The organism is Cellvibrio sp. KY-YJ-3, assembly GCF_008806955.1.
Lineage (GTDB): Bacteria > Pseudomonadota > Gammaproteobacteria > Pseudomonadales > Cellvibrionaceae > Cellvibrio.
The window spans coordinates 1,863,416-1,888,756 of sequence record NZ_CP031727.1 but is presented as its reverse complement, the minus strand read 5'-3'; the positions used below and the strand labels follow the sequence as shown (position 1 = coordinate 1,888,756).

The window sequence follows — 25,341 nt, the reverse complement described above, 5'->3', positions numbered from 1 at the left end:
TGGCGGAATGAACAATCGCGCAGCAGAAATGCTGCGCGGAAACTTAACTGACGTGAGCGCCATGCAAGACGCGGTGATCCGCAATCAAGGCGATGTTATTTTTCATGCGAGTGAGAGTGCCGCTGGCATTGGCCACCAAGCGATTGTGTTGTTTATCCACGGCATAGATACGACCGCTGTAAGAGGCATATCGGTTATCCACAGACTCCACCGTCGCCGTCGCCACAAATTGCTGCGCCAGCGAACCATCGTGAAAACTGACTTCAAATTCGGAGGCCGCGCAATAGCCCAGCACCTCGTGACCGGCCATACGGGCAATGCAATCCAATGCACAACCCAGCGCACTGGTGGTGTAACTGGCCTTGGCAAATTCCGTGCGCAACTCCAGGTTCAGGCTAACGCTGCCCGCCTCGTAATCAATGACACGAATGGCAAAAAAGAGATTGGCCGAATGGTTAAGCAGAAGGGGTTTAATGCAATCTGGCAGCTCACGCATAACTACAATTCTTATCAGGTTGCCCAGTAGGTAAACCCAGTGTAATCAGCGCTTACAGCGGGTGGGGACGCTTTACCTAACATTGCTATCGGATAGCAAAAGTAGAAATATTTTTTATTTTATTGTTAATTTTGCCGCTGCTCACTTACGTTTTTTTACAAACGCTCTTAAAGGTTTTGGGGGTACAGCCGTACTCTTCCTTGAACAGCTTGTTGAAGTAAGACACATTTTTATAACCCACGGAATTGGCGATCTCGCCCACATTGGCCTCGGGCTTTTCGGCAAGCAGGCGCGCCGCTTCGGTTAACCGCAGCTTGTTCAAATAGCTGGTAAAGGTATAACCCAATTCGGCTTTGAGAATATCGTTGATCTTGGCGCGGCTAATTGTGATTGCCTCCACCATCGCATCCAAATCCAATTCGGCATCCGCATAGCGGGTAGCCATAAAATGCAAAATAGCCGTTTTTTCTTTATCCCTCAGCGGCTCTACTGACAATTGTTGATAGGCGATTAAGGGTCTGTCGCGCTGCTGTTTATCGGCCAGGCTCGCCACCAAACTCCGGGTGTATTGCTTGAGCAACCAGAAACCATAACCACCCCATGCCAACAGCAAAAAAACCGCCAGAAAATACAGGTAGCGCCAATCGCGGCCACAGAGGGTGATGTTGTTTAACAGCACGCTCACCTGGGTATCGGCAGGAGTTTGGAAGGTACTACCAAAGGCGATGCGCGGCACCCGGTTGAGCCGGTAGGCCTGCTGCGCCAAGTCGAGCTTGTGCAAGTCAAACCACCATTGCGGTGTTTCAAGGTGCGTGAGATCCACCGCAATGCGCGACCAAGCTTGATTGCAAGAGAAAAACGCCGAGGGCGCACGATAAGTCACCAGATCGTCGGCAACCGTCACCCCCTCCTCAAAGGTCAACACACTCATCAGCATGGTATTGGCGGGTGAACATTTCACGTTGAACGAGAGGGAATCATAAGCGGTTAAATCAACCCATGTCGGCGCGCCGGCGGCATCGGTAAATTCCAGGGCAACTTCGGCGTAGGGGTATTGGGCTTTTTTGACGACGGTGAAATCAAAACTCAGGCTGAATTGTTCATCGTTGATAGTGACCGATGACTCACCGCCATCCTCCACATCGGTGCGTGGCACCGCCCGCCAGATCAACTCGCTTTGACCAGCGGGCACTAAAGGCAAATAAAGGTAGGTGCGGCTGACACAAGCGTAGCCAAGCAGCAGGCTGAGCAATAGCAAACACATGCCACTGATAAATACTTTGGTATAAAACTCTTGCATTGCGCTGCAATGACCTCTGGCGAGAAGCTGACATAGCGGGCAGTTTTCTCACCAGCGACGGGAGCAGCACTGCCACCCCGCCAGTGTAACCCCATCAGTCGTTCAAGGTCACAATCATCAAACTGCCTTCAAATTTTTTCGGCTGCAGCGCCAGCCAAATCAAATGTTCGGTGGGCCATTTTTTATCGCACTTATCAATCAAGTCCAAAAATGGCTGACGGCCAGGGTCGGCCAGCACCAGCTTTTTTACCCCGGCGGCAGTGGCACGTTTGAGCATGGCAAACCACTCATCGGCCAGTTCATCCCAAAAACAAATATCACCGCCCACGATCACATCGTAATTTTCCAAATCCTTTTTTTTCATCTGCTTCATGGAGCAGATTAACTTTTGAATTTTCACCTCGTTCAAATCGGCCTGGGCCTCTAAAAACGGAAACACATCGTTATCCACATCCATGCCCGTCACCTTGCAGCCTTTACGCGCGAAGAAAATCGACGTTGGCCCCCAGCCGCAGCCCACATCCAACACCCGGGTATTTTTGCGCGGGCGATGCTCGGTAAAATAATCCATCAACAGATAACTGGAATCCCAATGGCGATCACCGTGCACACTGGGCGTCACTTGCTTTTTAATCTTCTTCAGGGTCGGGTGCTTGTCGGTAAACAACCAAACACCGTAAGCACCAAGCGTATGTTTCGCGGGCGGAGCGATAAGTTCAGGCACGTTTTTTCCTTCTTATTTGCAATAAATTATTTGTCATTCCTGTGCAAGCAGGAACCCATACTGCCGATTGTTATGGGTACCCGCGTTCGCGAGCATGACAAAAGTGTATTTTCAGCGGTTCTCCGGGTAACAATAAATAACTCGATCTTTACAGCAATAACCAAGCCGAATCTTCAGGCATTGAGTATATGAAGGATTTGTTACTGTTTTTTTAACAACGCCAAGTATTCTCGCTGGCATTAATTGCACAAAAACGGGGGCTGGGATATAACAAAACCACTTCCCCGCCAACCACACCCGACGAACGCCCACGAGCACCAACCCCATGCGCGATATAAAAACCGTTGATTTGAATTTATTAAAAGCATTGGATGCACTGTTGGATGAGCGCAATGTGACGCGGGCGGCGGCGAGGCTGTCGCTAACCCAACCGGCGATGAGCGGCATGCTGACTCGCTTGCGTGAGAGCTTTAATGACCCCTTATTTGTGCGCTCCCAGCGCGGCATAGTGCCCACGCAACGTGCGCTGGAATTAGCCGCACCAGTCAAAAAGGTGCTAGCGGAAATTGCTGTATTACTCACAGCCACCGAATTTGATCCGCTCACAGCACGGCTGACCTTATCGATAGCCGCGACCGACTATGCCTTGCAAGCGGTTGCTGTGCCCTTTGTGTTGGAGCTGAAAAAGCGCGCACCCAATATTCGCGTGGCACTACTCCCCATTGAAAACGAAAGTTTGCAGGCGCAGTTGGAACGCGGCGATCTGCAACTGGTTCTGTTGAGCCCGGCAAATAGCCCACCGGATTTGCATGCACGCCGCTTGTTCGACGAAGAATATGTGTGCGTAATGCGCAATGAACATCCCGCCGCAAAAAAAACCTTATCTCTCGATGAATTCTGCCGCCTCGAACACGCACTTTTCTCCTACAACGGCGGCTGCTTTAGTGGCGCGACTGACGAAGCCTTGGCAAAAATCGGGCGCGAGCGGCAAGTAATGCTCTCGGTAAAATCCTTTTTGGTGATGACCAATATCGTCCGCGCCAGCGACTTGATTTCCGTGGTTCCGAAACGGTTGGTCGAACACCTCGATGGATTAGCAACACAAGAAACTCCGCTGCTGGTTGAAGGTTTTACACTGGTCGCCGCATGGCATGAACGCACCCACAAAGACCCGGCGCACCGCTGGATTCGCGATTTATTGTTTGAACTGTTTGCGGTGTAAATCGGTAGCGGCCCCACTCATAAGCTCAGCTTATGACGTAGATAATAAAAGCTGATTATTTTTATATCTCGCCAGCCATTACTCTAGGCGCCAAGCCTCGTGATTCGGGGAAAGTGTTTTAGCCTGGAGAAACTCATGTCCGCTCTTTTTAGCCGTTTTAAACTTAAAGATATTGAATTGCGCAACCGCATCGCCGTACCGCCCATGTGCCAATACATGGCCACCGACGGCTTCAGCAACGATTGGCACCTCGCCCACTACAGCAGTATTGCGCGCGGCGGTGCAGGTTTGGTGATTGTGGAGGCAACCGGTGTATCGCCTGAAGGGCGTATTTCTCCTAACTGCCTCGGATTGTGGAGCGATGAACATATCGCGGGCCTTGCACAAATTGCTGCGGCTATTAAAAAAGCCGGTGCAGTGCCGGGAATCCAGATTGCTCACGCTGGCCGCAAAGCCAGTGCCAATCGCCCCTGGGAAGGTGATGATCATATTGCCGAAGGCGACGCACGCGGCTGGCAAACCATTTCACCCTCGGCAATTGCCTTTGGTGGCGATTTAGACAAAGTGCCGCAGGAAATGTCTGTTGCCGATATCCAGCGCGTGACTGCCGATTTTGCCGCTGCCGCACAACGTGCACGCGCCGCCGGTTTTGAATGGTTGGAATTGCATTTTGCCCACGGTTATTTGGCGCAAAGTTTTTTCTCCACCCACGCCAATCAACGCACCGATGAATACGGCGGCAGCCTGGAAAACCGCAGCCGTTTTTTATTGGAAACGCTCGCTGCTGTACGCAACGTCTGGCCACAAAATTTACCGCTCACCGCACGTTTTGGTGTCATCGAATACGATGGTCGCGATGAACAAACTCTCGCTGAATCCATCGAACTCACCCAACAATTGCGCAAAAATGGTTTGGATATGTTGAGTGTGAGCGTCGGCTTCTCCACACCCAATGCCAACATCCCTTGGGCACCGGCGTTTCTTGCGCCCATCGCCGAGCAAGTGCGCAACCAAGCCGATATGCCCGTGGCCTCCGCCTGGGGTTTCAGCACACCGCAATTGGCTGAGCAGGCCATCGCCAATAAACAATTGGATCTCGTGATGATTGGTCGCCCGCATTTGGCCAACCCACACTGGCCGTATTTTGCGGCGAAAGAATTGGGCGTAGAAAAATCCGCGTGGGTTTTACCTGCACCCTATGCTCATTGGCTGGAGCGTTATCGCACCGAATAATTTTTTGTGGCGATACGGATAAATCCCCCAGCCTTCATTTACAACCTGAGGCTGAGGGGAGATTAACAGCGTTAAGCAACAGGTTATTTTTTGGGTTTAAAACCCGATAACTTTTCCATCAACGTTGCACGCGACAGCTGCCCCACATGGCCATCAATTAATTTGCCCTGCTTGTCGTATATCAGTGTGAGTGGCAAACCGCGATTACCGGAAAATTGACTGAACTGACTTTGTGCATCCAACCACACCTGTTCAAACTGCAAATTATTTTCCAACAAATATTCACTCACCACCTCAGCCGATTCACCTTGATTCAGCAAAATAAATTGCCCCTGCGGAAACTCATGTTGCGCTGCTGCTAATACCGGCATTTCACGGTGACACGGCGGGCACCAGGTCGCCCACAAATTCACTAGCGTAAACTCGCGCTGCGCATCGGTTTGCAAACTGACGGTTTGTGATGAACGGGTTTCATTTGCCAATGTTACAAAGGTTAAATCCGGCCAGAGAGACGGCGGGCGCAAATAACTTTTTAACAACACATAACTGCCACCGGATAATAGTGCTACCGGCAATATTATTTGCAACAACAACCGCCGCTGCGCAGGGCGCCGATAAACCAACCACGCGAGATACACAACCGCCGTAATCAGCGCCGCGTAAATATCTACACCGCGATCACGAATATCCAACACCGCCCAACCATTATCGCGATAGGCATCAAGGTGCAGCAGCACAAAAACCACACGCCCCATGACAAAACTTGCCAGCACCAATTTTAAAAAAACATCGCTCACATCAAACGGCGCGCGCAGTAATTTACCGAGCAGTGCAATAAGCAACCCCGCCGCCAGTAACAACAGCGGCACCACCGGCACACTTGCCCCGAATAACTGAACCGCTTCCATTATTTATTCCTGTGATGTGTTGCGATTTATTTCCCACGCAGGATACTGCCAGACCCGCGCTAAAAATGTATATTATGACGTCAACTTAATCAGACAAGGCATGCTAATTGTTCAAACACAGTAGCTTTAGAGTGCGGCTGGCCTTGTGGTTTGGCGGGCTGTCACTGTTTACGCTTCTCAGCGTAGGTATTTATGCGGGCTGGATAACGGCCAACCAAATGAAAATTAATGCCGGTGAAGCTGTGCACGCCCAAGCCGTGGCCGCTGCCGAACTGCTGGGCGCCAACCTGCATGAACGTGAAATAGAAATTATATTGCTTAGCCAAGCGCCCCATTTTGTACGCGGCGATTTAACCAGCCCGGACATTCTCGCCTCACTTGAACGGCGCCGCACACTGCGCAGCGAATTTGCGTGGCTGGGTGTGGCCGACGCCACTGGTACAGTAGTTCAAGCCAGCAACAATATGCTCGTAGGGCAATCTGTAGCGCAGCGCCCCTGGTTTATCGCCGGATTAAAAGACGTCTACAGTGGCGATGTACATGAAGCGCTGTTACTCGCCAAACTTTTACCCAACACTCACACCGATGAACCTTTGCGCTTTATCGACTTTGCAGCCCCCATTCGCACCGGTGATGGCAAGGTAATTGGCGTTGTTGCCGCACACGCGCATTGGAATTGGGTTACCTCCACCGTGCAGTCCATTATTAATCGCCGCAATAACGATAGTGAAACACAGATATTGATTGTGAGTAACAGCGGCAATGTGCTCTATCCACAAACGTTGGCAGGCGTAAGCGAACTTCCCACAAAATTGCCGCTTACTAAAAATTATTCCATCGCCATGTGGGATGACGGACACCGTTATTTAACCAGTCAGGTTTTAGTGGATGCAGATTCAACAACCAATTTTGGCTGGCGAATTGTGGTGCGCCAACCGCTGGAAAATGCACTCGCGCCCGTTTATGCCATGTACGCCCGCTTTCTGGTATTGGCATTGATTGCAGTTATTTTATTTTCACTCTTGGCTTGGCGGCTCGCACAAAGCGTCAGTAAACCGATTGAACAACTCGCCGCTGCCGCACACTGCATTAAACATAATACGAGCGCACCTAGGTATCCTACCGACACCAGCCTGAGTGAAGTTGCGCAGTTGAGTAACGCTATGCAGTCCATGACAGAATCCCTGCTCACACGCGAGCGCGAACTGGAATTACTCAATCAAACCCTGGAACAACAAGTATTACAGCGCACCGATGCATTAGCCGTCGCCAATAAACAATTGGAACATTTAGCCACTACCGATCCCCTAACAGGAATAAATAACCGGCGTCGCTTTGACGAGAAATTGGTGGATTATGTGCAAATGGGCAAACGCACCGGGCGCGGCTTTTCTATTTTATTGCTCGATGCGGATCACTTTAAAAAAGTAAACGACAACTATGGTCACCCGGTGGGTGATGCCGTGTTGCAACAAATCGCTAGGTTAATTACCAGCCAGACGCGCGCAACTGATTTTGTTGCACGTTATGGTGGCGAAGAATTTGTGGTGATCCTGCCCAATGCGCCCAGCGCTGCCGAAGTCATGACCGTTGCTGAAAAAATTCGCAGTGCAATTGAGTCAGCCAGCTTCCCTGAAATCGGGAAGATGACCATGAGTATCGGCAGCAGCTATTGGCACCCCGAGGAAATCAATGCAACCGATGTAATCCAACGCGCCGACGAAGCACTCTACAACGCAAAAGCATCCGGCCGTAATCGCGTCGTCGCTTACGAACAACTCAAGTAGCCCGCACGGAGTGCAACGGATTGCGGGCCAATGTGGAATTGATGTTTCACCCCACATTGAAAAGGTTTAACGCAAGTGCTCTTTAATACGCGCCAGCGTTTCCAATGTTTGAATACGCAAGTCGCGGTCGTATACATCAATCGTAAACATAAATTCATCAATCGCGAGTTCATCGCGTAATTGTTGCAAACCATCCAGAATTTGTAATTCATCGCCAACTTGGGCGAGCGCTAAAAATTCTTCCACATTATGCTTTTCACCCGCGGACCAATTTAATTCCTCTGGCTGCACCGGCGGGCACAACCACAAAGGTTCACCGCGAAACAACGCAGTAATACGCTGAAAGCTGGTAGTTGCATTAAACATCGCCTGCGCTTCTGTCTCACTCCACACCACTGGCAAACCCAAAATAAAATAGGGTTTTTGCAAGTGTTCCGAGGGGCGAAATTCCGCGCGATAACGTTTGAGTGCAGCGCGCATATACGCTGGCGCAAAGTGCCCCGCAAATGAATAAGGTAAACCTAATTGCGCCGCGAGTCCGGCACTGTAAAGGCTCGAACCCAAAATCCAGATAGGCACCTGCGTACCTTCACCGGGTACTGCACGCAAACGCTGTTGTGGCTGGCTCGGTTGCAATAATTGTTGAATCACCTGCACTTCTTGCGCAAAATTTTCTGCTGCCGAATCATCGCGTTTTAATGCACGACTGGTGACAGGATCAGTTCCCGGTGCACGCCCCAAACCTAAATCGATACGGTCGCCATACAGCGATGCAAGCGTGCCAAATTGTTCCGCCACAATTAGCGGCGAATGGTTGGGCAACATAATTCCCCCGGAACCCACGCGCAGCCGCTGCGTATTGCCCGCGATATGCCCAATCAACACCGCCGTTGCCGAACTGGCGATGCCCTGCATATTGTGATGCTCCGCCAACCAAAACCGTTTAAACCCCAACGCATCCGCCGCCTTGGCATAAGCCACCGCGTGATTAAACGTATCGCAAGGAGTTTCATTGACTCGCACCGAGGCGAGTTCAAGCAGAGAGAATTCAACAGACATAACCACCTCATCTAACGAATATGCCGCTATTTTACGGCTAAACCATCGGTGAATGGCTTTATCTACAGCAGCTTATTAATTCTTTACCTGTGTAATAGGCGGTAATTACCGTTGCGAGCGGGATTTGTTATTCAGGTTATATGTGCTTCAATCATTGGGTTGATTTTGGGAAAGGTGAGCATCTGTAGGTTGTGGTGGGTCGCGTAAATTGAGTTTACGAACCGCAACGGATACAAGGGCAGCAGTGTGCCCAAAGCGGACAGTCAGCCAAATGAGCGCGGCAACTAATTGAGATTGTTTGTGCCGTATAACTCCATAGTTAATTCGGAGTGACAGTTACTCCTTTGATTTAGAACGAGCTAAATCGATTGAAGGTTCATCTGCTTTTGGAGTTATACAGCACTACAACAAATTAGTTGGAATAACGTTCTGCGGGTTATATAGTCGGTGCAATTTAATAAACTGTTAGGGCAACATATGAATGGAAATCTGACCGAGTTTTCAAATGAGGTAAAAACCCAATTCTTTGAGAGTTTTCCTGCATTAGTAAAGCTAGAACATAAAATTGTAGAAAATGAAGAATGTGCTTTTTGTATTGAAATTAAAGCTCCATCGCCAAAAGCAGAACATCCTCTATGTATTGACACATCGGGAGAGGAAGTTACGGTTTCATTTGACGCTTATCATGCTCACTTCAATGAATTTTTTGGTGAATCCGAATATGGAACAGCCTTTGAGTTTATAACTCAAATTATTGGTGGTGAGTTTGCCGTTGTTAGTTACTGGCGAGAAAGTCAATGGTGCGGCTCATCATTATTAAGAAAGGAAAATTTTCCTATAAATAATGAAAACTATCCCTATGCAAACAAAATACAAATTCGCTCTTGGGCTGGAAACTTGGACTCAGAAATTGAGTGTGTGCCACGAAACTAATGCCCTAACAAGCGACCGTGGTAAAAAAATCGGTAGATTCGGCATCAAAATCATTCTTCTCTCTTGCTGGGAAATCTGTCACCAAGGTTCGCAATTGGCCGATTTGCGAACTTCGAAAGATTGCTTTACAGATCGCATTATTGATTTAAACGTTAGCGTTTTTTATAGATCATTCACGTGAAAGCTTTAAGTCCCAGCCAGAAACAATGTCATGTTGCGGTTCGTTCCTCACCAGCAACCTACAATAGCGGATCAACCGCCATTTAAAAAAGTTATTTCGGTGAATCCAAAGTGAACCTTGGGTGTGTCTAAGGCTAGTCGCAACTTGATAAGTTATGTTTTAAATAGGAATTTAAACCAGCCAAAATGGGAAATATATGTCGCTAAAATTATTTATTACAGCTATCACTCTTTTATTCTCCTCGTTAGCTTTTTCTCAAACTGTTGCATCCAACATGCCAGCGCATGCAGGCAATGCAAAAAAAGTTCTCATTATTGCTTCCAACTTGACAGATATGGGAGACCCGGAGAAGCACGAGGCCAGAAACGATCTGTGGGAGTACGCACCGCCATACCATGTATTTGTTTCGCATGGTTACGACGTGGACTTTGCTTCTCCGCTGGGTGGCACCGTGCCGTTCATGAGGGACCCGTTGGGGATTAGCAGCTATACCATCAAATATGAGGGCTTCTTGAGTAAAGCCAACAACTCTTTAACGCCTAAGCAGGTGAATCCGAGTGAGTATTCAGCAGTGTTCATCGGCGGGGGTTACGGGAATGTTTTTGATGTGGCGTCTAATAAAGATTTGCTCGGCATCATAGCGAAGATCTACGAGAGTGGCGGAGTCATTGGAAGCGTTGGCCATGGGGCTGGCGCCTTTGCGAACGCAATGCTTTCCAGTGGTCAGCCTCTTGTAAAGGGTAAACGCATTGCAGGTTTCCCCAACTCAACAGAAAAAGAAAAGGACTGGGCAAAACAAGGGAGGCTACTGCCTTTTCTAGTTGAAGAGAGACTTAAAGAAAAAGGCGCGATCACCGTAAACAAAGACAATATTCCCGACAAGCATGATGTAATTATTGATGATCGTATTGTCTCGACGATGTTCCTGCCATCTGCTGCATTAGTGGCAAAAGAAATGCTTATCTTGCTTGAGAAAAACGAAAAACCTAACAAATCAAACTAAACGCTGGGTAGCATTACATAGATTAGATACCCGCGTGCGCGGGTATGACGGCTAGTTAGCTTTCGCCACCTCAGCACACCTCAATGCAAATGCCCATGATGATCCAGCAGCTCATGCTGGATTTTCATTACAAACGGGTCGCGTTCCATATCACCTAAGTCGGTGTATTCAATAGTGCGATAGTGAGTGATATCCGAAAAGGTAAATGGCGCTTGTTGGTTGACATAAAGCGCGCGGATTTCGGTTACGGTTTTTTGTTTGCCCTGTTTAGCTATTACCCGCGCCGCGATGGAGAGTTGCGGTAGCCATAACACTTCGTAGGTTATTCCTTCCACTTCGCCGGTATAAATCACACTTTGCCAACCGCGAAAATCTGCAGCGGGTTTGGTGCTGGTTGCGGCGTGCAAAATATCCGGGTTGATGGCGAGCTGTTGCCACTGCTGCTGAATGCCGAGCAAATTAATATCCACCGGTGAGTATTCAATGACTTGGCGATCCGCGTGAAAAACTTTGCTGTAAAACCATAAATCATTACTGGTTTTAGTCCATAACTCGCTGATATTACTGGTGAGATAAATCCATTCCACGGCGCTTGCAGTGCGCACCAGGCGAGCAGAATTTACGGTGGAATCATCACCAGAAATAGTGGTTACAAATTCTGCCGCGAGTGGCGGCAGGTTTTGGGTATTTATTATCGGCACCGGCTCGCTCAGTTCATCGCCATGAAAGGTGCAGCCAATCCCAAACAGGCAACATAAAATTACAGCACAATAATTTTTCATTATTTAGCCTGTTTATTCAGGCCGAGTGCGTCGGCCATGATGTGATAAATAATGTGTTGCTCTTGTACACCGCGAAATAAATGTGCGTTTGGTCCCAGTGCGTAAATGCCGACATCTTCACCGCCATGAGTTTCCGAGGCGAGCGGCACGGTAGCTTCTTGCATATAGGCCGGGCTGGTGGTGTCCACGTCAGTTAAGTCAGGGCGTTTAGCCGTGCCTTTATAGGTGGCAGCAATTGCGCTTTCACTTTTGCCGTTAAATTCGCGACGTGTTTTTCCGCCGGTAAAACCGGGGCCATTGGCGTAACCGAGAGTGGTGTACGGCAAACCCATGGTGTCGGTTAACAATTCACCGCCTGCGCGCGTTTTACCTAAAATAGGATTACCGCGCTCAGGGTAACCCGCGATGGTGAAAGTGTGGCTGTGATCGGCGGTAACGATAATTAACGTGTCGCGTGGATCTATTGCGGCCTGCGCGGCGGTCACCGCATCCGACAATGCAATCGCATCGGTTAGCGCGCGGTAGGCATTACCGGCGTGGTGCGCGTGATCTATGCGCCCTGCTTCCACCATTAAATAAAATCCTTTTTTATTTTTTTGCAATATCTGCAGTGTTTTGGTGGTCATCTCCGCGAGCGAGGGTTCACCGGCAATATCTTGCGCGCGATCTACTTCGTAGCGCATATGCGAAGGTTCAAATAAGGCGAGTAAATGTTTGGTTTTTTTCGGGTCGATTTCATCCAATAATTTTTTATTCCACACATAGGCCGAGCGCGGATGTTTTGCCAACCACTCTTTATGTAAATTGCGCCCATCGCGACGAATACCAGTGCGACCGGCGTATTCCGGGTCGGCTTCGGTGTGTGCATAAAATTGTTTGCGCCCTCCGCCCATCACCACTTCTATTCCATCGCCATGAGAAAACTCCAACAATTGTTGCGCAATATCTTTTACGGTTGCGCCTTTTGATAAATTTACATCTGCCTCCCATTCGCGGTCGGGCACATGGGCATAATTGGTGGCGGGCGTTGCGTGAGTCACGCGCGCGGTGGTGACAATGCCCGTCGCCAAGCCCTGCTCTTCCGCTTGCTGCAAAATACTTTTTACACTCGCGGCCGCAACCAGGGCGGCATTGCTTTCGGTGCGCACCAAAGTTTGGTTTACCGCTATAGCGCCATCATTCGCTTTTATTCCCGTCATTAACGCGGTGGCGGTGGGTGCGGAATCCGATGTTTGTTGATTCGCGCTTGCGGTAACACTCAATGCAAAATAGGGAAATTTTTCAAACGCGAGGCGATTACTTTCGCCATCGCGTTGTTGCATTTGCCCCTCAAGAATTCGCGCGGCGGTTACGGTGGAAATGCCCATGCCATCGCCTACAAATAAAATGACATTTTTGGCTTTTGTGCCGACATAAGTATTTTGTTTTGCCGCGTGCAATGCAGCCTGACCGGACTCATACCAATACGCAGGGGTATTAAATTCCGCCGCCGTTTTATTGCCAGCCGGTTGGGCGCACAACACGGGGGTTTTCACAGCCAGAGCAAGGGTTAATGCTGCAAGGGAAATACGGGTAAGGCTATTCATGAATTGCACCTGAGTGAGGGAGGATGCGCAGGAGCAGCGCCTGTGCCGCAACGATTGGGAAACTTATCGCGGATGCTATTGCCACAAGGTAGATGAGTCAATGACGTTTACCGACCAAAGCGCTTACAATGACGGCATTACACCCCCGAATCCCCAAGGGAAGCCCCGGATTATGATGAATACCTTGCGTCACTTTTTAACCATCGCGTGCTGTAGCAGTTTACTTTCCTGTGCGCAGGCGCCCGCTCCCGCTGAGCAATCCGCTGTAACGCCCGCAGCGGCAATTAACAACACCCCCACCACCGGCAGACAAGCGCTACAACCAGCAGCCCCCAAACCCGTAGCCGCGACAATGGGCGCCGCGGATTTTTCTGCCTGTATTAATCACTTTTCCAGCCTTGCCAAAACCCAGGGCATTTCTGCCAATACCATCAACAACAGTTTGGCCAAAGCAAACTTAAACCAACGCGTATTGGAATTGGATAAACAGCAACCGGAATTTACGACCACTTTTGCTGATTATTTTAATCGCCGTGTTACTGAGCAACGGGTAGCGCAAGGGCGCAGCTTGTGGGTTGAGCACCGCGCATTGCTTGAACGTGTTGAGCAAGAATACGGTGTGCCCGCGCCCTACTTGTTGGCATTTTGGGGGCTAGAAACTAATTACGGCAGTTTTTTTGGCAACATCAATGTGGTGGATTCACTCGCGACCCTGGCATGTGATACGCGCCGTAGTGAATTTTTTACCATCGAATTAATGAATGCGCTGCGCATATTGGATGAAGGTGCAATTGCGCCCGCGCAGATGGTCGGTTCGTGGGCGGGTGCTATGGGCCACGTGCAATTTATGCCCTCGGCATTTTTAAAACACGCCGTGGATTACGATGGTGATAACAAGCGCGATTTGTGGAAAAGCAAAGCGGATGCTATGGCATCCGGTGCAAACTTTTTGCGTAATCTCGGTTGGCAACCCAAGGCACGCTGGGGGCGCGAAGTTAAATTGCCAAAAGATTTTCCGTTTCTGGAAGCAGGTTTAAAAAATACCAAATCACTCAGTGAATGGCGCCAGCTGGGCGTAACTCGCGCTGACAATTCACCGCTACCTGCGGATGAGATGCAAGCCGCACTACTCGTTCCCGCTGGCCACCAAGGCCCGGCATTTTTGGTGTATGACAATTTTAACGTGATTATGCGCTGGAACCGCTCGGAGTTTTACGCCATTGCCGTTGGCCAATTGGCCGATCAAATTGCGGGTGGCGGAAAGCTGCTGCAATCGCCACCGGAAAATGCACCGCGTTTACATCGCGACCAGGTAATCGCACTGCAAACACAACTCAACACCAAAGGCATTGATGCAGGCACACCCGACGGTATTTTTGGCCCCGGCACTCGCCGCGCGCTGAGCGAATTCCAGCAGCAACAAGGCATGATCGCCGACGGTTTTCCAAACCGCGAAGTACTGAAATTGCTGGGAATAATGGTGAAATAAACACAAATATCTGTTGTAGGGTATATCAAAATGATCAGCTGCAACCAACACGATTCCATAGAGATTGTTTGCATGTATCACTACCCGGTGCGCTTAGCCATGAAATCGGGCGCAGTTATTCAGGGTATAGCGCAAGACACGCAGCGCAATGACAATCGCGATGAGTGTATAAAAATTACCGCCGACGGCCAGGAACACCTGATAGTGCTAAGCGAATTAATGCAGCTGGATGTGTGCGTAGAAAACCCGCATGTGAATAGCGTTGTTTTTTAAGCGATCCACTAAAGATCATTTAAATAAAAAAATACAAATAAAAACCCCATCCGTTTTGCAACGCTGGGGTTTTTATTTGCACGGTTTATTTATAGATTTTAATTAGTTGTATAAGCCGCCATTTTCACTTTTAACACTACCGGGCGGTCACTAAAATTTAAACCCCAGTCAGTTTGGTCACCATTCCATACACGCGACAGTATCCATTTGCCGTTTTCGTAACGCCCCTCTTCTACGCGATCGATCATAGTTTTTTTACTGGCAAGCTCTGTGGAAGGTTTAAATTCCACGCGCGCTTTATGTGCGGTTACCAAATATTCGTTATCGCTTAATTGCACTACCAAAGCACCGCCAGCAGCGGGAGTATTACCTTCGGGTGGTGCGATCCAGAACATGGGGCGGCCGTAGGTGACTTCTATATCCCACAAGCCTCCATCTACTAATTGTGTGAGCGCAGCGGCTTTATCTTTTGCATGCTGTTCTTTTTCTGCCGGAGTTGCTTCGGCATTCCAGATTTTTTGTGTATCACCTGTGGTATCCAATGGCTCAGCAAAACCCCAGCTATTATTTTCAAATAAGAGTTTTGCCCAGTCGCGCATCATAGGTTCAATCGCGCGATAGTGTTGCGCAAAATGTTCGATGGTTTCAGCGTTATATTCTTTGGCGCCCAAGGGGTAGTTAGTGTAGCCCGTATCATCCATACCAAAAGGTGAGAAGCCAATGCCGCCCAACCCGAGCGTAGAATAAAAAAAGCGCGCGTAGGGTTGATCGTTGCCAATTTCTGCCACAAACAATGCATTGTCTGGGCGGGCGTATAGTTCCAATACTTTACTCACGGTTTTGTGATCGCGAAAATAAATATCCGGGCCAATTAAATCAATCGCGGGCGCGGCGGCTTTCCAAATATGCAGCACGTTATCGGTTGCACCACCACTGGAATATTGTCCGGGCAAGCCGGGGTTAAACGGGTTGCGCAATGCCACGTTCACATACATAGGCAGATTTTTTATCGCCTTACCCGCTTGGGCAATTTCATTGCAGTATTTGGCGATGTAATAGGCGTGAAAAAATTCATCGGCATCTTTACCAAACACCTGCGCCCAAGTACCGCTTTTTAGTTTCAATTGTTGAATTAAGTCTGCCGGCACTTGCGCAGTGAAGTGTTGTTGCGCCAGCGCAGAAAAATCGCGCACTGATTGATAGGTGCCAACTTCGTTCTGCACTTGCACCATAATCACCGTGTGATCTTTATCGATTTTTTTCAGGTGCTTCATCAACTCCACAAAGGCTTTTTTATCGGCTGCCAAGGTATTTTGGCCAAGTGGAGAGAGGGAATTTAAGGTATCACCATCTTGTTTCACTACACGGGGGAAGCGCTGGTTATCCAACTTCACCCAAGCTGGCGCGTAGTGCGGTGCATTATTTTTCCAGGTGGCAAACCACAGCAGCACCACTTTTACATCGCGCTCACGCGCTTGTTTAATTAATACATCCACATACGAAAAATCAAACGCACCTTCTGTTGGTTCAATCTGCTCCCAGGCCACCGGAATACTCAAGGTATTCGCGTGCATTTTTTCTACCGAAGGCCATACGTCTTTTAATGCATCCGGGTAATTGCTGGAGTTATTGGCTTGCGCACCCAACATTAAATATGGGGCACCATCCACCAATAATGCATGACGGCCATTTTTACTCACCAGCTCGGGCAAGGGCGCGGCACAAAGCGGCAGCGCCACCAAGCATAAAATACTTGCACTCAAGTAACGCAATAGATGTGAACGAAACAAATATGAACTAAAGAAAGGGACAATTTGCATAAAACCTCTTGCGGCATTGCAGATGTATTAGGTGTGTTAGCTTTACTAATAGCAGGATGCGTTTTTAACGCCATAAAACAATATAAAACTTGCGGAAAAAAATAGGAAATAAAATAGACAAAAACAAAAAAACCTTGCCCCGTTTGGGGCAAGGTTTTTAACACGCGCTAATTAAAATCTAGCGCGGATACCAACTGCAAAACGAGCATCTTGTGCATAAGAGTACGCAACATGATCGCCAGAACTGTTTTGATCAATGATACCGACAGTTTTCTCTTTCAACAGATTACTTGCTTCTGCTGTAACAGTGTAATTGTCGAGGAAGGTATAGCTAACAGACGCATCCAACTGACCGTAGTCGTCGTTGTATACAGGAATACGAGCCTTACCACCTAATCCATCATTAAAGTCTGGATCAAAACCATTTCCGCCCCAACTGATTAAGTATTTGCTTCTCCACGAATAAGCCAAGCGTGCAGAGAAACCATCTTTTTCATACATACCGATAAGGTTGAATGCATTTTTTGAAAGCTGGTCAATAGGCAATTGTCCATAGGAAGAGCGGTCAGTATCCAACGGTGCCGCACCCGCTTGGGTATCCCCAGTTGTTGGCTGAGTGTTTAACGGAATATCCGCTTTGCTGTCAATGAAAGTATAGTTCGCTTGAATCCCCAATCCATCAAATGGCGCAGGTAATGAGTCAAAGAATTTATTGACGCCGATTTCCAAGCCGTTGATATCGCCACTACCTACATTATCCAACCAAGTCGCTTGACCGGTGTAGTCTCCGATAGCATATCCGTCAGTTTGTTTTTTGAAGAAACCGTCTACTTGTTTATTGAAGAAAGCTGCATAAGCCATACCGCCGTTTGAATCGAAATACCATTCCACAGACAAGTCAAACTGGGATGCTTCCATTGGCTGAAGATAGGGATTGGTATCCTGGTTCAAATTGAAAGATTTAATTACCCCAGTTTCGTCATCAATGTCTGCACTGACAGTTACGAAAGCCTGCATATCGGAAAAGGAAGGGTTCCAAATTGCTTTGGATGCAGCGAAGCGTACATAAACATCTTCAGTTGCTTGCAAACGCAGGTTAAAGCTTGGCAATACGTGAGTATTGTTAGTTTTAGCATCTAGTGGCTCACTTGATGCAGGCACTACAACTTCACCCGCCAGATTCTGCGCCTCATTAACAACCAAAAAACCTGATGCGGTGTTATCAGTTTGTACAACACGTACACCAACGTTACCGTCAATCGGCATAGCCAAATCATCAAAACCATAATTAGTCATGATGTACATGGCGACGGTTTTTTCGTCCTGCAGGTTTCTATAAATCGGATTTTCTAAACGTGTCCAATCGGAATATACGCTGCCTTCACACCACCAAGCGCCATTCGTTTCGCAGTCAGCATTAACTGCATCGGTTGTTGCACGGAAATTTCTAGCTGCTTCCGACGAATACAAATAACCCGCAGCAGGAACAGTAACATCACCACGCTGGAAATCATCGAATGAATACAAAGTCAGATAATCTGCAGCTTGGTCAGGTGTTACTTTTGGTATGGTGTTTTTGTCAAAACCAAACCAAGTTGCATAACGGGTATTCCAATCGTAGCCAGTATTAATATTGTCTGCGCTTTTCTCAGAATATCTCACACCAGCTTTTACTGATTTAATAACCGCGCCATCAAAATCATACTCCGCATCAATACGTCCTGTTTTAGCCTCTGCTTCGTTACGTTCGAAGTGAGTCATCGCTTGGCCAAGATTGTAATTGGCAAAATTGGACATGTAGGTTGGATCTATAATAATTGATGGAGTTTCAGTTCCAATACCATCCATGTAGGCTTCAGCAGGAATAACTTTCAAACCCAATGTGTAATCATCGACCTGAGCTTCTGCTTTTACGTATTGTAAATCGGCAGAGAATTTCCACTGATCATCAGGTGACCACTTAATGCCGGTAGAGTAATCAGTTGTTTTTGAAACATTCTGTGCCCAGCGAGTACTGGTACCAAAATCGAGCCCCCATTGCGCTGGGTTTGTTACGGTAACAGTACCAGACTCCATCGCAGCATTTTCATTGTACGTCCAATCGTCAGCTGCTGTAGGAACCAATGCTTGATCGCCATTTCCACCTTCGAGGAAAAATGCGTTTTCGTCATACACATTGTCGTGTTTGGTTTGGAATGCAGTGAAATAAAGTTCTGTGCTTTCATTCGGCGCCCATTGCAATGCAAGGTAACCGCCTTCACGAGTGCTTTCATGGTCGTTACGGCGCCAATCCACACCTTTTGAAACCCAAACATCATCGCCATTAATAGTTCTTGGCATATAAGCTCGGGAATACACTTGGTCTGAACGCGTAGATAAATCAGAGGTAGAAGCATTCACGAGGATACCAAATTCACCCGCATCGGTTTCCCAGCGATTGCTGTATAAACCGGAATATTCACCGTTAGTTTCTTTAATTTGATCACCATAGTTAGCTTTCGCAGAAACGCTAACTAATTGGCCATCAGAGTCAAATGGCATACGCGTGCGCAAATTCACGGTACCACCCAAACCACCTTCAATCATATCGGCCGATGGGCTTTTATAAGTATCAACTGCATACATTAGTTCAGCAGGAACCGATTCAAAGCTCAAACCACGGCCACTTGCCGCAGAGAAAACATCACGTCCGTTTAATTCAGCGCGAACTTGTGTCAAACCACGTACAGCAACACCACTACCTTCTGCAGCAGGGTGCTCAGCATCGTTGTTGGTATAACGACCAACAGTTACACCAGGAACACGTTGCAGTGCTTCAGTTACGCTGCGATCTGGCAATTTACCAATGTCTTCAGCGACAATTGAATCCACAACCACGTTCGCATTTCTTTTTACGTCTTGCGCAGACTGAATACTTGCGCGCTGACCGGTTACTACAACCTCTTCCAAAGCATCTGCGCTATCTTGCGCAAACGAATAAGGTGCCACACCCATCGCGCCCACAACCAGAGATACGCTGGATGCAAGTTTGATATAAGCCGGCAATTGTTTTTTTAGGAATGTTTTTCCGAGGTTGTGCTTATTGTTAGTTGTCATGATTTTCTCCAGTTAATATTATTTAAACTACCCCTTGAGCTATCTCCCGCTGCTGGATAAGAGATATGTCCCCGTTCCTTGCGCTGCAAAACTCCCTGAATTGCCCTCAGCTTTTATGCCAAGGGATTTCCCGTGCTTTACGTCCTGCAACGTAAATTCTGTTGCAGGACGTGAAGTTCTGATATTGATTTTTTGTGCGTGTTGCGTGTGAATGCGCGCTTGGGTTAATTCGCCCTTGTGCCATTGCAGATCTACAGTAATGCCGCCGCGTGCGCGCAAACCAGTCACCGAACCGCTTGGCCAACTTGCAGGTAATGCGGGCAAAAAATGTAATTCGTCGCCGTGACTTTGCAATAACATTTCTGCAATACCGGCGCTCGCGCCAAAATTGCCATCAATTTGAAATGGTGGATGGTTGTCCCACAAATTACTAAGTGTGCTGCGTTGTAATTGTTCGCCCAATACTTTGTGCGCGCGATTGCCGTCTAACAAACGCGCCCACATATTGACCTTCCAGGCTTGCGACCAACCGGTGCCGCCATCGCCACGCGCATTAAGTGTGGTGCGTGCTGCCGCAAGTAATTCCGGTGTATTGCGCGGGTTGATATCGCGCCCCGGATGCAGTGCATATAAATGGGAAATATGGCGATGTTCATTTTTTGGATCGTCAATATCTTCCTTCCACTCTTGTAGCTGACCCCAACTGCCAATGCGCATTCCGCGATCCAGGTTCGCCAATTTTTCTTGCACAGCTTGGGCAAATTTTTTGTCGCCCGTCAGCAGTGCGGCTTCGTGGGTATTGCGCAGTAAATCAAACACAATTTGTTGTGACATAGCAGCCGCGCGGGTGAAAGGGCCGTGCTCGGGTGAGAAGCTGGGTGATACGATCCATTTTCCATCGCGCGGATCTTTTACTAAAAACTCCAACCAGAATTCACTCGCGCTTTTCATTAATGGATAAGCGCGGTTACGCAGAAATTTTTTATCACCGGAAAATAAATAGTGCTCGTAATAATGCTGTGCGAGCCAGGCTGCCGCTTCAGGCTGCCAAAAAGCGGTGGGCCAATCGATAACACCGGTAAAGCCCCAAATATTGGTGTTGAGAAAAAGCGTCCAACCTTTATCTACACCTGCAACTTTATGCGCGGCAATAGTGCCAGGAGCAACAAGGCTGTCGACAAAATCAAACAGTGGTGCGGTTAACTCCGGCAGATTGGTGGTCTCTGCCAGCCAGTAATTCATTTGCAAATTAATGTTGACGTGGTAGTCGGCATTCCACGGTGGGGTGATGGAGTTATTCCATACACCTTGCAAATTCGCGGGCAGCGAACCGGGACGCGACGAGGAGATCAACAAGTAGCGACCAAATTGGAAATAGGTTGCCTCCAAAGTGCGATCCAATACGGCATCACCTTTTTTATAACCGGCAAGCAACTTTGGTGTGGTGAGCGATTGTGGTTTTTGACCTATATCCAGCGCAACACGGTTGAACAGGGTTTGATAATCCGCGCGGTGTGTGGCCTGTAATTGCTCAAAAGATTTTTTGCTCGCCTTGTTAAGTTGTTTATGCAAACGCTTGTTGGGATGCGCACCGCGATATTTTGGATAGGACTGGGCGTAATCAGTACCTGCCGCGAGCAGAATCACAACCGAGTCAGCAGCGGTGACCTGGATTTTATTGCCGTCGATTACCGCTAATTCACCACCCTGGTTGAGCAGTTGGATTTGGGTTTCAAACTGCAAACCGTTGCTGTGCAATTTGCCACTGGCAGTGATGCGACCTTGGTCGATGGCCACAGCCAAACTGCGATTGTCTGGCACTTGCACACTGGCGGTGAAGGAAATGCTCGCCGGCTGATCGGCGGAATATTTAATTGCAATCACGCCATCCGGGTAACTGGCGAGATACTCGCGGCGATAGCGCACACCGCCCTGTTCGTAACTCACATTAATTTGCGCATCGCTGAGCGATAACTCGCGGCGGTAATTAGTGAAAACACTTTTGACATCGCTGTCATTTTTATTCGAATCAATTATAAGATCGCCAAAAGTCTGGTAATCGCCGTAGGCGGTGATCTTGTGACCCAACAGTTTGGCGGCGTCTTCCGGGGTAATTGAACCCTGTTCATTGATGGTCGTTCTGACCTGCGCGACCGCATCGCCCTGTGCTTGTTGTGGCCAACCAAAATCGTAACCTTGCGCACCTGGGCCGCCAGTCCATAAGGTTTTTTCGTTGAACTGGATACGGTCACGCGTCACATCGCCGGCAATAACGGCACCCAAAGCACCGTTGCCAATCGGTAGACCTTCACGCTCCCAATCAGCAGCCGGCGCATCAAACCAAATAGACTCACCACCAGCGGCCTGCACTGATGAGGCAACGCCAACCAGCATCAGCGCCGCCGCACAAATGCCACGCAGGGGGTAAAAGGAAGATGTAAGCGAAGAATAACAGCGCAAGCGGCTTACCTCAGAATGGGTCAGATGTATATGGTATATATGACTATATGGAGCAATGTTAAGGCAATGTTTTTATTGGCGCAAGCTTTATCACCTATAACAAAAATGGCACCGTTTTCATGCTACCAAAGGAAACAACGTGGCTACTTTATGAACCCAGAGTCCGCAGAAAATCGGCATGAGAAGGGGCGTACTCGCGCCCTTTAACGATCGCCGCACGCATTTTGTCCATGACGGTGTGCATTTTGGCGGAGTCGCGAGATGGTGTTAGCGCAGCTGGACTGAGGCCAAATCCCGCAAACATGCTGATCCAGCTCTCCTCAACAAAGGATTCCTGCTCCAGCAATTGGATGTCACCTGTCGCCTTAAAATGGGCAATTTTTTCTGTAAGGCTGGCAGGGATATCCATCGCCTGTACATGCTGCCACAAGGGCTCCGGGCGACCATTTAACTTGTAGTGCAGGATAATAAAATCGCGGATGCGCTCGTACTCCAGGCGATTGAGGCGGTTGGCTTCAGCCACATGTTGGTCATTAATCTCAAAGTTCACCAAAAACGCGGCGAGCTTGCTGATACCAGTCTGGATAAGGGAAATACTGGTGGATTCCAAAGGCTCCAGAAAACCACTGGAGAGGCCAATCGCCACACAGTTTTTATGCCAGAAATGGTCGCGCATGCCGGTAGTAAAACGGATCAACCTCGGCTCGGTGAGCCTTTCGCCCTCGATGTTGGCTAGCAGCTCCGCACGCGCCTGATCCTCACTGATAAATTGGCTGGAATAGACATAGCCATTGCCCACCCGATGCTGCAGCGGAATATGCCACTGCCAGCCTGCGCTACGTGCGGTTGAGCGAGTGAATGGATCTGGCTCGGCCACGGTTCGGGTCTGCACTGCCAGCGCCGAATCGCTCAGCAGCCACTGGCTCCAATCCTCATAGCCCACCCCCAAGGCTTTTTCGATGAGCAATGCACTCATGCCCGAGCAGTCCACAAACAAATCGCCGCCAATAACCTGCCCTGACTCCAGTTGCAGTGACTGGATAAAACCGCTGTCGGGATCGAGTGTAACCTGCTGGATTTTTCCCTCTATCCGCGTGACCCGGCGCTGTTCGGCGTAGCCGCGCAGGTATTTGGCAAACAGTGAGGCGTCAAAGTGATAGGCGTAGTTGTACCAGGCTAAACGACTGTCGGGATCAAAGCTCGGCTGCGCAAATTTGCCTGCACCGGCCAGCTGGGTGCATAAGCAAAACTCCGCCAAACTGGCGCTGTAACCCTCTTGTTTGGCCGACCACCAGGTCTTGTGAAAGGGACGATCCTCAATCGGTACGCCGTACCCGGCAAACGGGTGGAAAAACGTCTGTTCCGGTGCAACCCAGCCTTCGAATTCGATGCCGAGCTTAAAGGTGGCATGGGTGGCGGCGATAAACTCACTCTCTTTTACGCCTAAGTGTTTGATGAATTGATGGATGCCCGGCACCGTGGCCTCCCCCACCCCCACTGTGCCAATTAACTCAGACTCGACTAGCGTGACCTGGATATTGGTGGGTTCCAGCCAGCGCGCTAAATAGGCTGCCGTCATCCAGCCGGCGGTACCGCCGCCAGCAATGACTATATGGTTAACAGGTTTGTTTGACATCAACACAACTCCCAAGCTGCTAGCACGATCGCTAGTGGCCCAACTTATTATTGTCATTAAGACCAAATGATTGATATTAAGCCCCTATTTTTATTGGCACAATATTTATCATCCATGCAAAACCATTATTTTGTAACTGGCACGCCTGTTGCCAAGATTTAGGCAATAGACAGGTAATAGCGATTTGTAGGTTTTCTGATGCGCCAAAATGCACCGGAATACAGGCAATTTCACGAATAGAGCGGTAGAGAAAATGGGAACAGGCACTATCAACATGCACAACCCTTCATTTGGTGCACCATCAGGTAGCAAAGGGTCGCCCCAATTTGCCCTGTTTTGCGAAGAGTACCAGCAGCGACTGGATGCCCTGACACTGGTGAAGCAACTGATCCAGATGATTAAAGCAGTGCAGCGACACCGCGGTATGTCGATGGGAGCCCTGGGGGGCAATGCATTATTCCGCGCGGAATTGACCCAACTGCAAGTACAACTGGAGCGCCGTTTGGAGTTGGTGCAGGCGTTTGCCGCCCGCAGCCTTAACCTGCTCAGCGCCCGGGATCGGGAAAACCTGAGCAACGCCTGGCTGACCATCAGCCGCGATTGGCAACAGGACGCCGTGGTTGATAACTATGAGCTGCACTGTCACCTGATCGAACAGTTACTGAGCATGGTTGCCGCGCTGGGCAAACAGCTGGAGCAGCCCACATCGCAAGCGCTTAGCCAAACCGAGCGCAACAGCGCCGAACCCAGCGCGCCGCCCACCGAAGGTAGTAGCTACCCCAATCGTTTTAAATACCTGGAGGTGCTGCACTTTTCCACCCGCTTAATGCCCGCCGTGGCGGAGCAAATTGGCCGTATTCGCGCCCTGTCTACCTACGCCTCGGCACTGGGCTACTGCGATAAAGATGTGACCAGCAAACTGCGCTACGCCATTCAATGCACCCGCGTGAACAACGAAAAATTGCGCCATCAAACCAAACGTCTGGAAGGTTTGCTGGATAAAGACCTGATTATGCTCTCGCAACTGAAAAGCTATGAAATCAAACTCGATTTCCTGCTTACCATGGTGGAGAGCGATGTGGTTAACCCGCACCAGATCAATGCCGACAGCCATCGCTTGTTTGTGCTGGCCTCAGACATAATCGACATGTATTTGAAAGTGGTTGATGAAGGCGTACACCTGCTCACCGATTGGCACGAACAGGATATAGAACTCTGGCTGGAGACTTGTTGAGCGAGCAAATGTGCTGGCAATCTGTGAATCACTTTACCGATGCCGCACAGTGCAGGGTAGACTGCTTGCCTCCTGAGCGACAACGCCTAGAATAACGGCCAACTGTCGCTCAACCTCAC

At 49.0% G+C, this 25,341-nt stretch carries 20 protein-coding genes; 8 read left to right on the top strand and 12 right to left on the bottom strand.

Annotation, left to right across the window (positions count from 1 at the left end):
• Positions 1 to 43: 43 nt before the first annotated feature.
• The 3 genes from D0B88_RS07960 to D0B88_RS07950 form a co-directional block, all read right to left on the bottom strand.
• Positions 44 to 496 (bottom strand): hypothetical protein, encoded by a 453-nt coding sequence (locus D0B88_RS07960; protein ID WP_007645818.1) that lies wholly within the window; start codon positions 494 to 496, stop codon positions 44 to 46.
• 145 nt (positions 497 to 641) lie between these two features.
• Entirely contained in the window at positions 642 to 1,796 is a 1,155-nt protein-coding gene (locus tag D0B88_RS07955; protein ID WP_151056375.1) for an AraC family transcriptional regulator, read from the bottom strand.
• 94 nt (positions 1,797 to 1,890) lie between these two features.
• On the bottom strand, positions 1,891 to 2,520 hold the full coding sequence (locus D0B88_RS07950) for a methyltransferase (RefSeq protein WP_151056373.1): 630 nt from the start codon (positions 2,518 to 2,520) through the stop codon (positions 1,891 to 1,893).
• A 325-nt stretch (positions 2,521 to 2,845) separates the two neighbouring features.
• Here D0B88_RS07950 and D0B88_RS07945 point away from each other — a divergent pair, with 325 nt between their 5' ends.
• Together D0B88_RS07945 and D0B88_RS07940 are read left to right on the top strand one after the other, a co-directional pair.
• Positions 2,846 to 3,742 carry a LysR family transcriptional regulator gene (locus D0B88_RS07945; RefSeq protein WP_151056371.1) on the top strand — a complete coding sequence of 299 codons (897 nt, stop codon included), beginning with the start codon at positions 2,846 to 2,848 and terminating at the stop codon, positions 3,740 to 3,742.
• A 135-nt stretch (positions 3,743 to 3,877) separates the two neighbouring features.
• Positions 3,878 to 4,975 carry an NADH:flavin oxidoreductase/NADH oxidase gene (locus D0B88_RS07940; protein ID WP_151056369.1) on the top strand — a complete coding sequence of 366 codons (1,098 nt, stop codon included), beginning with the start codon at positions 3,878 to 3,880 and terminating at the stop codon, positions 4,973 to 4,975.
• An 83-nt stretch (positions 4,976 to 5,058) separates the two neighbouring features.
• Here the strand turns inward: D0B88_RS07940 and D0B88_RS07935 are convergent, their stop codons facing one another.
• On the bottom strand, positions 5,059 to 5,883 hold the full coding sequence (locus tag D0B88_RS07935; protein WP_151056367.1) for a TlpA disulfide reductase family protein: 825 nt from the start codon (positions 5,881 to 5,883) through the stop codon (positions 5,059 to 5,061).
• Positions 5,884 to 5,990: 107 nt separating this feature from the next.
• On the opposite strand from D0B88_RS07935, the gene D0B88_RS07930 reads away from it, so the two are divergent.
• Positions 5,991 to 7,670: a diguanylate cyclase gene (locus D0B88_RS07930; protein WP_151056365.1), complete on the top strand. Its 1,680-nt coding sequence runs from the start codon at positions 5,991 to 5,993 to the stop codon at positions 7,668 to 7,670.
• Positions 7,671 to 7,736: 66 nt separating this feature from the next.
• Here D0B88_RS07930 and D0B88_RS07925 read toward each other — a convergent pair whose 3' ends face one another.
• Entirely contained in the window at positions 7,737 to 8,729 is a 993-nt protein-coding gene (locus D0B88_RS07925) for an LLM class flavin-dependent oxidoreductase (RefSeq protein ID WP_151056363.1), read from the bottom strand.
• 477 nt (positions 8,730 to 9,206) lie between these two features.
• On the opposite strand from D0B88_RS07925, the gene D0B88_RS07920 reads away from it, so the two are divergent.
• Entirely contained in the window at positions 9,207 to 9,662 is a 456-nt protein-coding gene (locus tag D0B88_RS07920) for a hypothetical protein (RefSeq protein WP_151056361.1), read from the top strand.
• Between the two features lie 377 nt (positions 9,663 to 10,039).
• Entirely contained in the window at positions 10,040 to 10,846 is an 807-nt protein-coding gene (locus tag D0B88_RS07915; protein WP_151056359.1) for a type 1 glutamine amidotransferase domain-containing protein, read from the top strand.
• A gap of 80 nt (positions 10,847 to 10,926) precedes the next feature.
• On the opposite strand, the gene D0B88_RS07910 is transcribed toward D0B88_RS07915, so the two are convergent.
• Both D0B88_RS07910 and D0B88_RS07905 read right to left on the bottom strand, forming a co-directional pair.
• Complete coding sequence (locus D0B88_RS07910) at positions 10,927 to 11,628, bottom strand: hypothetical protein (protein ID WP_151056357.1); 702 nt, start codon at positions 11,626 to 11,628, stop codon at positions 10,927 to 10,929.
• On the bottom strand, positions 11,628 to 13,214 hold the full coding sequence (locus tag D0B88_RS07905; protein WP_151056355.1) for an alkaline phosphatase: 1,587 nt from the start codon (positions 13,212 to 13,214) through the stop codon (positions 11,628 to 11,630). Before D0B88_RS07905 ends, D0B88_RS07910 begins: the two co-directional genes overlap by 1 nt.
• Before the next feature lie 172 nt (positions 13,215 to 13,386).
• Here D0B88_RS07905 and D0B88_RS07900 point away from each other — a divergent pair, with 172 nt between their 5' ends.
• The gene (locus D0B88_RS07900) at positions 13,387 to 14,703 is read left to right on the top strand and encodes a lytic murein transglycosylase (protein ID WP_225318590.1); all 1,317 of its coding nucleotides are present in this window, start codon (positions 13,387 to 13,389) and stop codon (positions 14,701 to 14,703) included.
• Positions 14,704 to 14,733: 30 nt separating this feature from the next.
• The gene (locus D0B88_RS07895) at positions 14,734 to 14,976 is read left to right on the top strand and encodes a Rho-binding antiterminator (RefSeq protein ID WP_151056351.1); all 243 of its coding nucleotides are present in this window, start codon (positions 14,734 to 14,736) and stop codon (positions 14,974 to 14,976) included.
• 98 nt (positions 14,977 to 15,074) lie between these two features.
• Here the strand turns inward: D0B88_RS07895 and D0B88_RS07890 are convergent, their stop codons facing one another.
• The 5 genes from D0B88_RS07890 to D0B88_RS18990 all read right to left on the bottom strand — a co-directional run bounded on the left by D0B88_RS07890 (position 15,075) and on the right by D0B88_RS18990 (position 24,268).
• Entirely contained in the window at positions 15,075 to 16,796 is a 1,722-nt protein-coding gene (locus tag D0B88_RS07890) for a DUF5597 domain-containing protein (protein ID WP_151056349.1), read from the bottom strand.
• Positions 16,797 to 16,967: 171 nt separating this feature from the next.
• Positions 16,968 to 19,892, bottom strand: coding sequence for a TonB-dependent receptor (locus D0B88_RS07885; RefSeq protein ID WP_151056347.1), 2,925 nt, complete (start codon positions 19,890 to 19,892; stop codon positions 16,968 to 16,970).
• 39 nt (positions 19,893 to 19,931) lie between these two features.
• A complete protein-coding gene (locus D0B88_RS07880) occupies positions 19,932 to 22,286 on the bottom strand; it encodes a glycoside hydrolase N-terminal domain-containing protein (protein ID WP_225318589.1) in 2,355 nt (784 codons plus the stop codon).
• A 214-nt stretch (positions 22,287 to 22,500) separates the two neighbouring features.
• Complete coding sequence (locus D0B88_RS07875; RefSeq protein ID WP_191966545.1) at positions 22,501 to 23,988, bottom strand: tryptophan halogenase family protein; 1,488 nt, start codon at positions 23,986 to 23,988, stop codon at positions 22,501 to 22,503.
• Between the two features lie 76 nt (positions 23,989 to 24,064).
• On the bottom strand, positions 24,065 to 24,268 hold the full coding sequence (locus tag D0B88_RS18990) for a hypothetical protein (RefSeq protein WP_007645790.1): 204 nt from the start codon (positions 24,266 to 24,268) through the stop codon (positions 24,065 to 24,067).
• Here D0B88_RS18990 and D0B88_RS07870 point away from each other — a divergent pair.
• Entirely contained in the window at positions 24,263 to 25,222 is a 960-nt protein-coding gene (locus tag D0B88_RS07870; RefSeq protein ID WP_225318588.1) for a hypothetical protein, read from the top strand. The genes D0B88_RS18990 and D0B88_RS07870 overlap by 6 nt on opposite strands.
• Positions 25,223 to 25,341 lie beyond the last annotated feature (119 nt).

Coding starts and splice junctions, on each gene's coding strand:
- D0B88_RS07960 (WP_007645818.1), bottom strand. CDS start 496: ATGCGTGAGCTGCCAGATTGCATTAAACCCCTTCTGCTTAACCATTCG.
- D0B88_RS07955 (WP_151056375.1), bottom strand. CDS start 1,796: ATGCAAGAGTTTTATACCAAAGTATTTATCAGTGGCATGTGTTTGCTA.
- D0B88_RS07945 (WP_151056371.1), top strand. CDS start 2,846: ATGCGCGATATAAAAACCGTTGATTTGAATTTATTAAAAGCATTGGAT.
- D0B88_RS07940 (WP_151056369.1), top strand. CDS start 3,878: ATGTCCGCTCTTTTTAGCCGTTTTAAACTTAAAGATATTGAATTGCGC.
- D0B88_RS07935 (WP_151056367.1), bottom strand. CDS start 5,883: ATGGAAGCGGTTCAGTTATTCGGGGCAAGTGTGCCGGTGGTGCCGCTG.
- D0B88_RS07925 (WP_151056363.1), bottom strand. CDS start 8,729: ATGTCTGTTGAATTCTCTCTGCTTGAACTCGCCTCGGTGCGAGTCAAT.
- D0B88_RS07920 (WP_151056361.1), top strand. CDS start 9,207: ATGAATGGAAATCTGACCGAGTTTTCAAATGAGGTAAAAACCCAATTC.
- D0B88_RS07915 (WP_151056359.1), top strand. CDS start 10,040: ATGTCGCTAAAATTATTTATTACAGCTATCACTCTTTTATTCTCCTCG.
- D0B88_RS07910 (WP_151056357.1), bottom strand. CDS start 11,628: ATGAAAAATTATTGTGCTGTAATTTTATGTTGCCTGTTTGGGATTGGC.
- D0B88_RS07905 (WP_151056355.1), bottom strand. CDS start 13,214: ATGAATAGCCTTACCCGTATTTCCCTTGCAGCATTAACCCTTGCTCTG.
- D0B88_RS07900 (WP_225318590.1), top strand. CDS start 13,387: ATGATGAATACCTTGCGTCACTTTTTAACCATCGCGTGCTGTAGCAGT.
- D0B88_RS07895 (WP_151056351.1), top strand. CDS start 14,734: ATGATCAGCTGCAACCAACACGATTCCATAGAGATTGTTTGCATGTAT.
- D0B88_RS07890 (WP_151056349.1), bottom strand. CDS start 16,796: ATGCAAATTGTCCCTTTCTTTAGTTCATATTTGTTTCGTTCACATCTA.
- D0B88_RS07885 (WP_151056347.1), bottom strand. CDS start 19,892: ATGACAACTAACAATAAGCACAACCTCGGAAAAACATTCCTAAAAAAA.
- D0B88_RS07880 (WP_225318589.1), bottom strand. CDS start 22,286: ATGCTGGTTGGCGTTGCCTCATCAGTGCAGGCCGCTGGTGGTGAGTCT.
- D0B88_RS07875 (WP_191966545.1), bottom strand. CDS start 23,988: ATGTCAAACAAACCTGTTAACCATATAGTCATTGCTGGCGGCGGTACC.
- D0B88_RS07870 (WP_225318588.1), top strand. CDS start 24,263: ATGCACAACCCTTCATTTGGTGCACCATCAGGTAGCAAAGGGTCGCCC.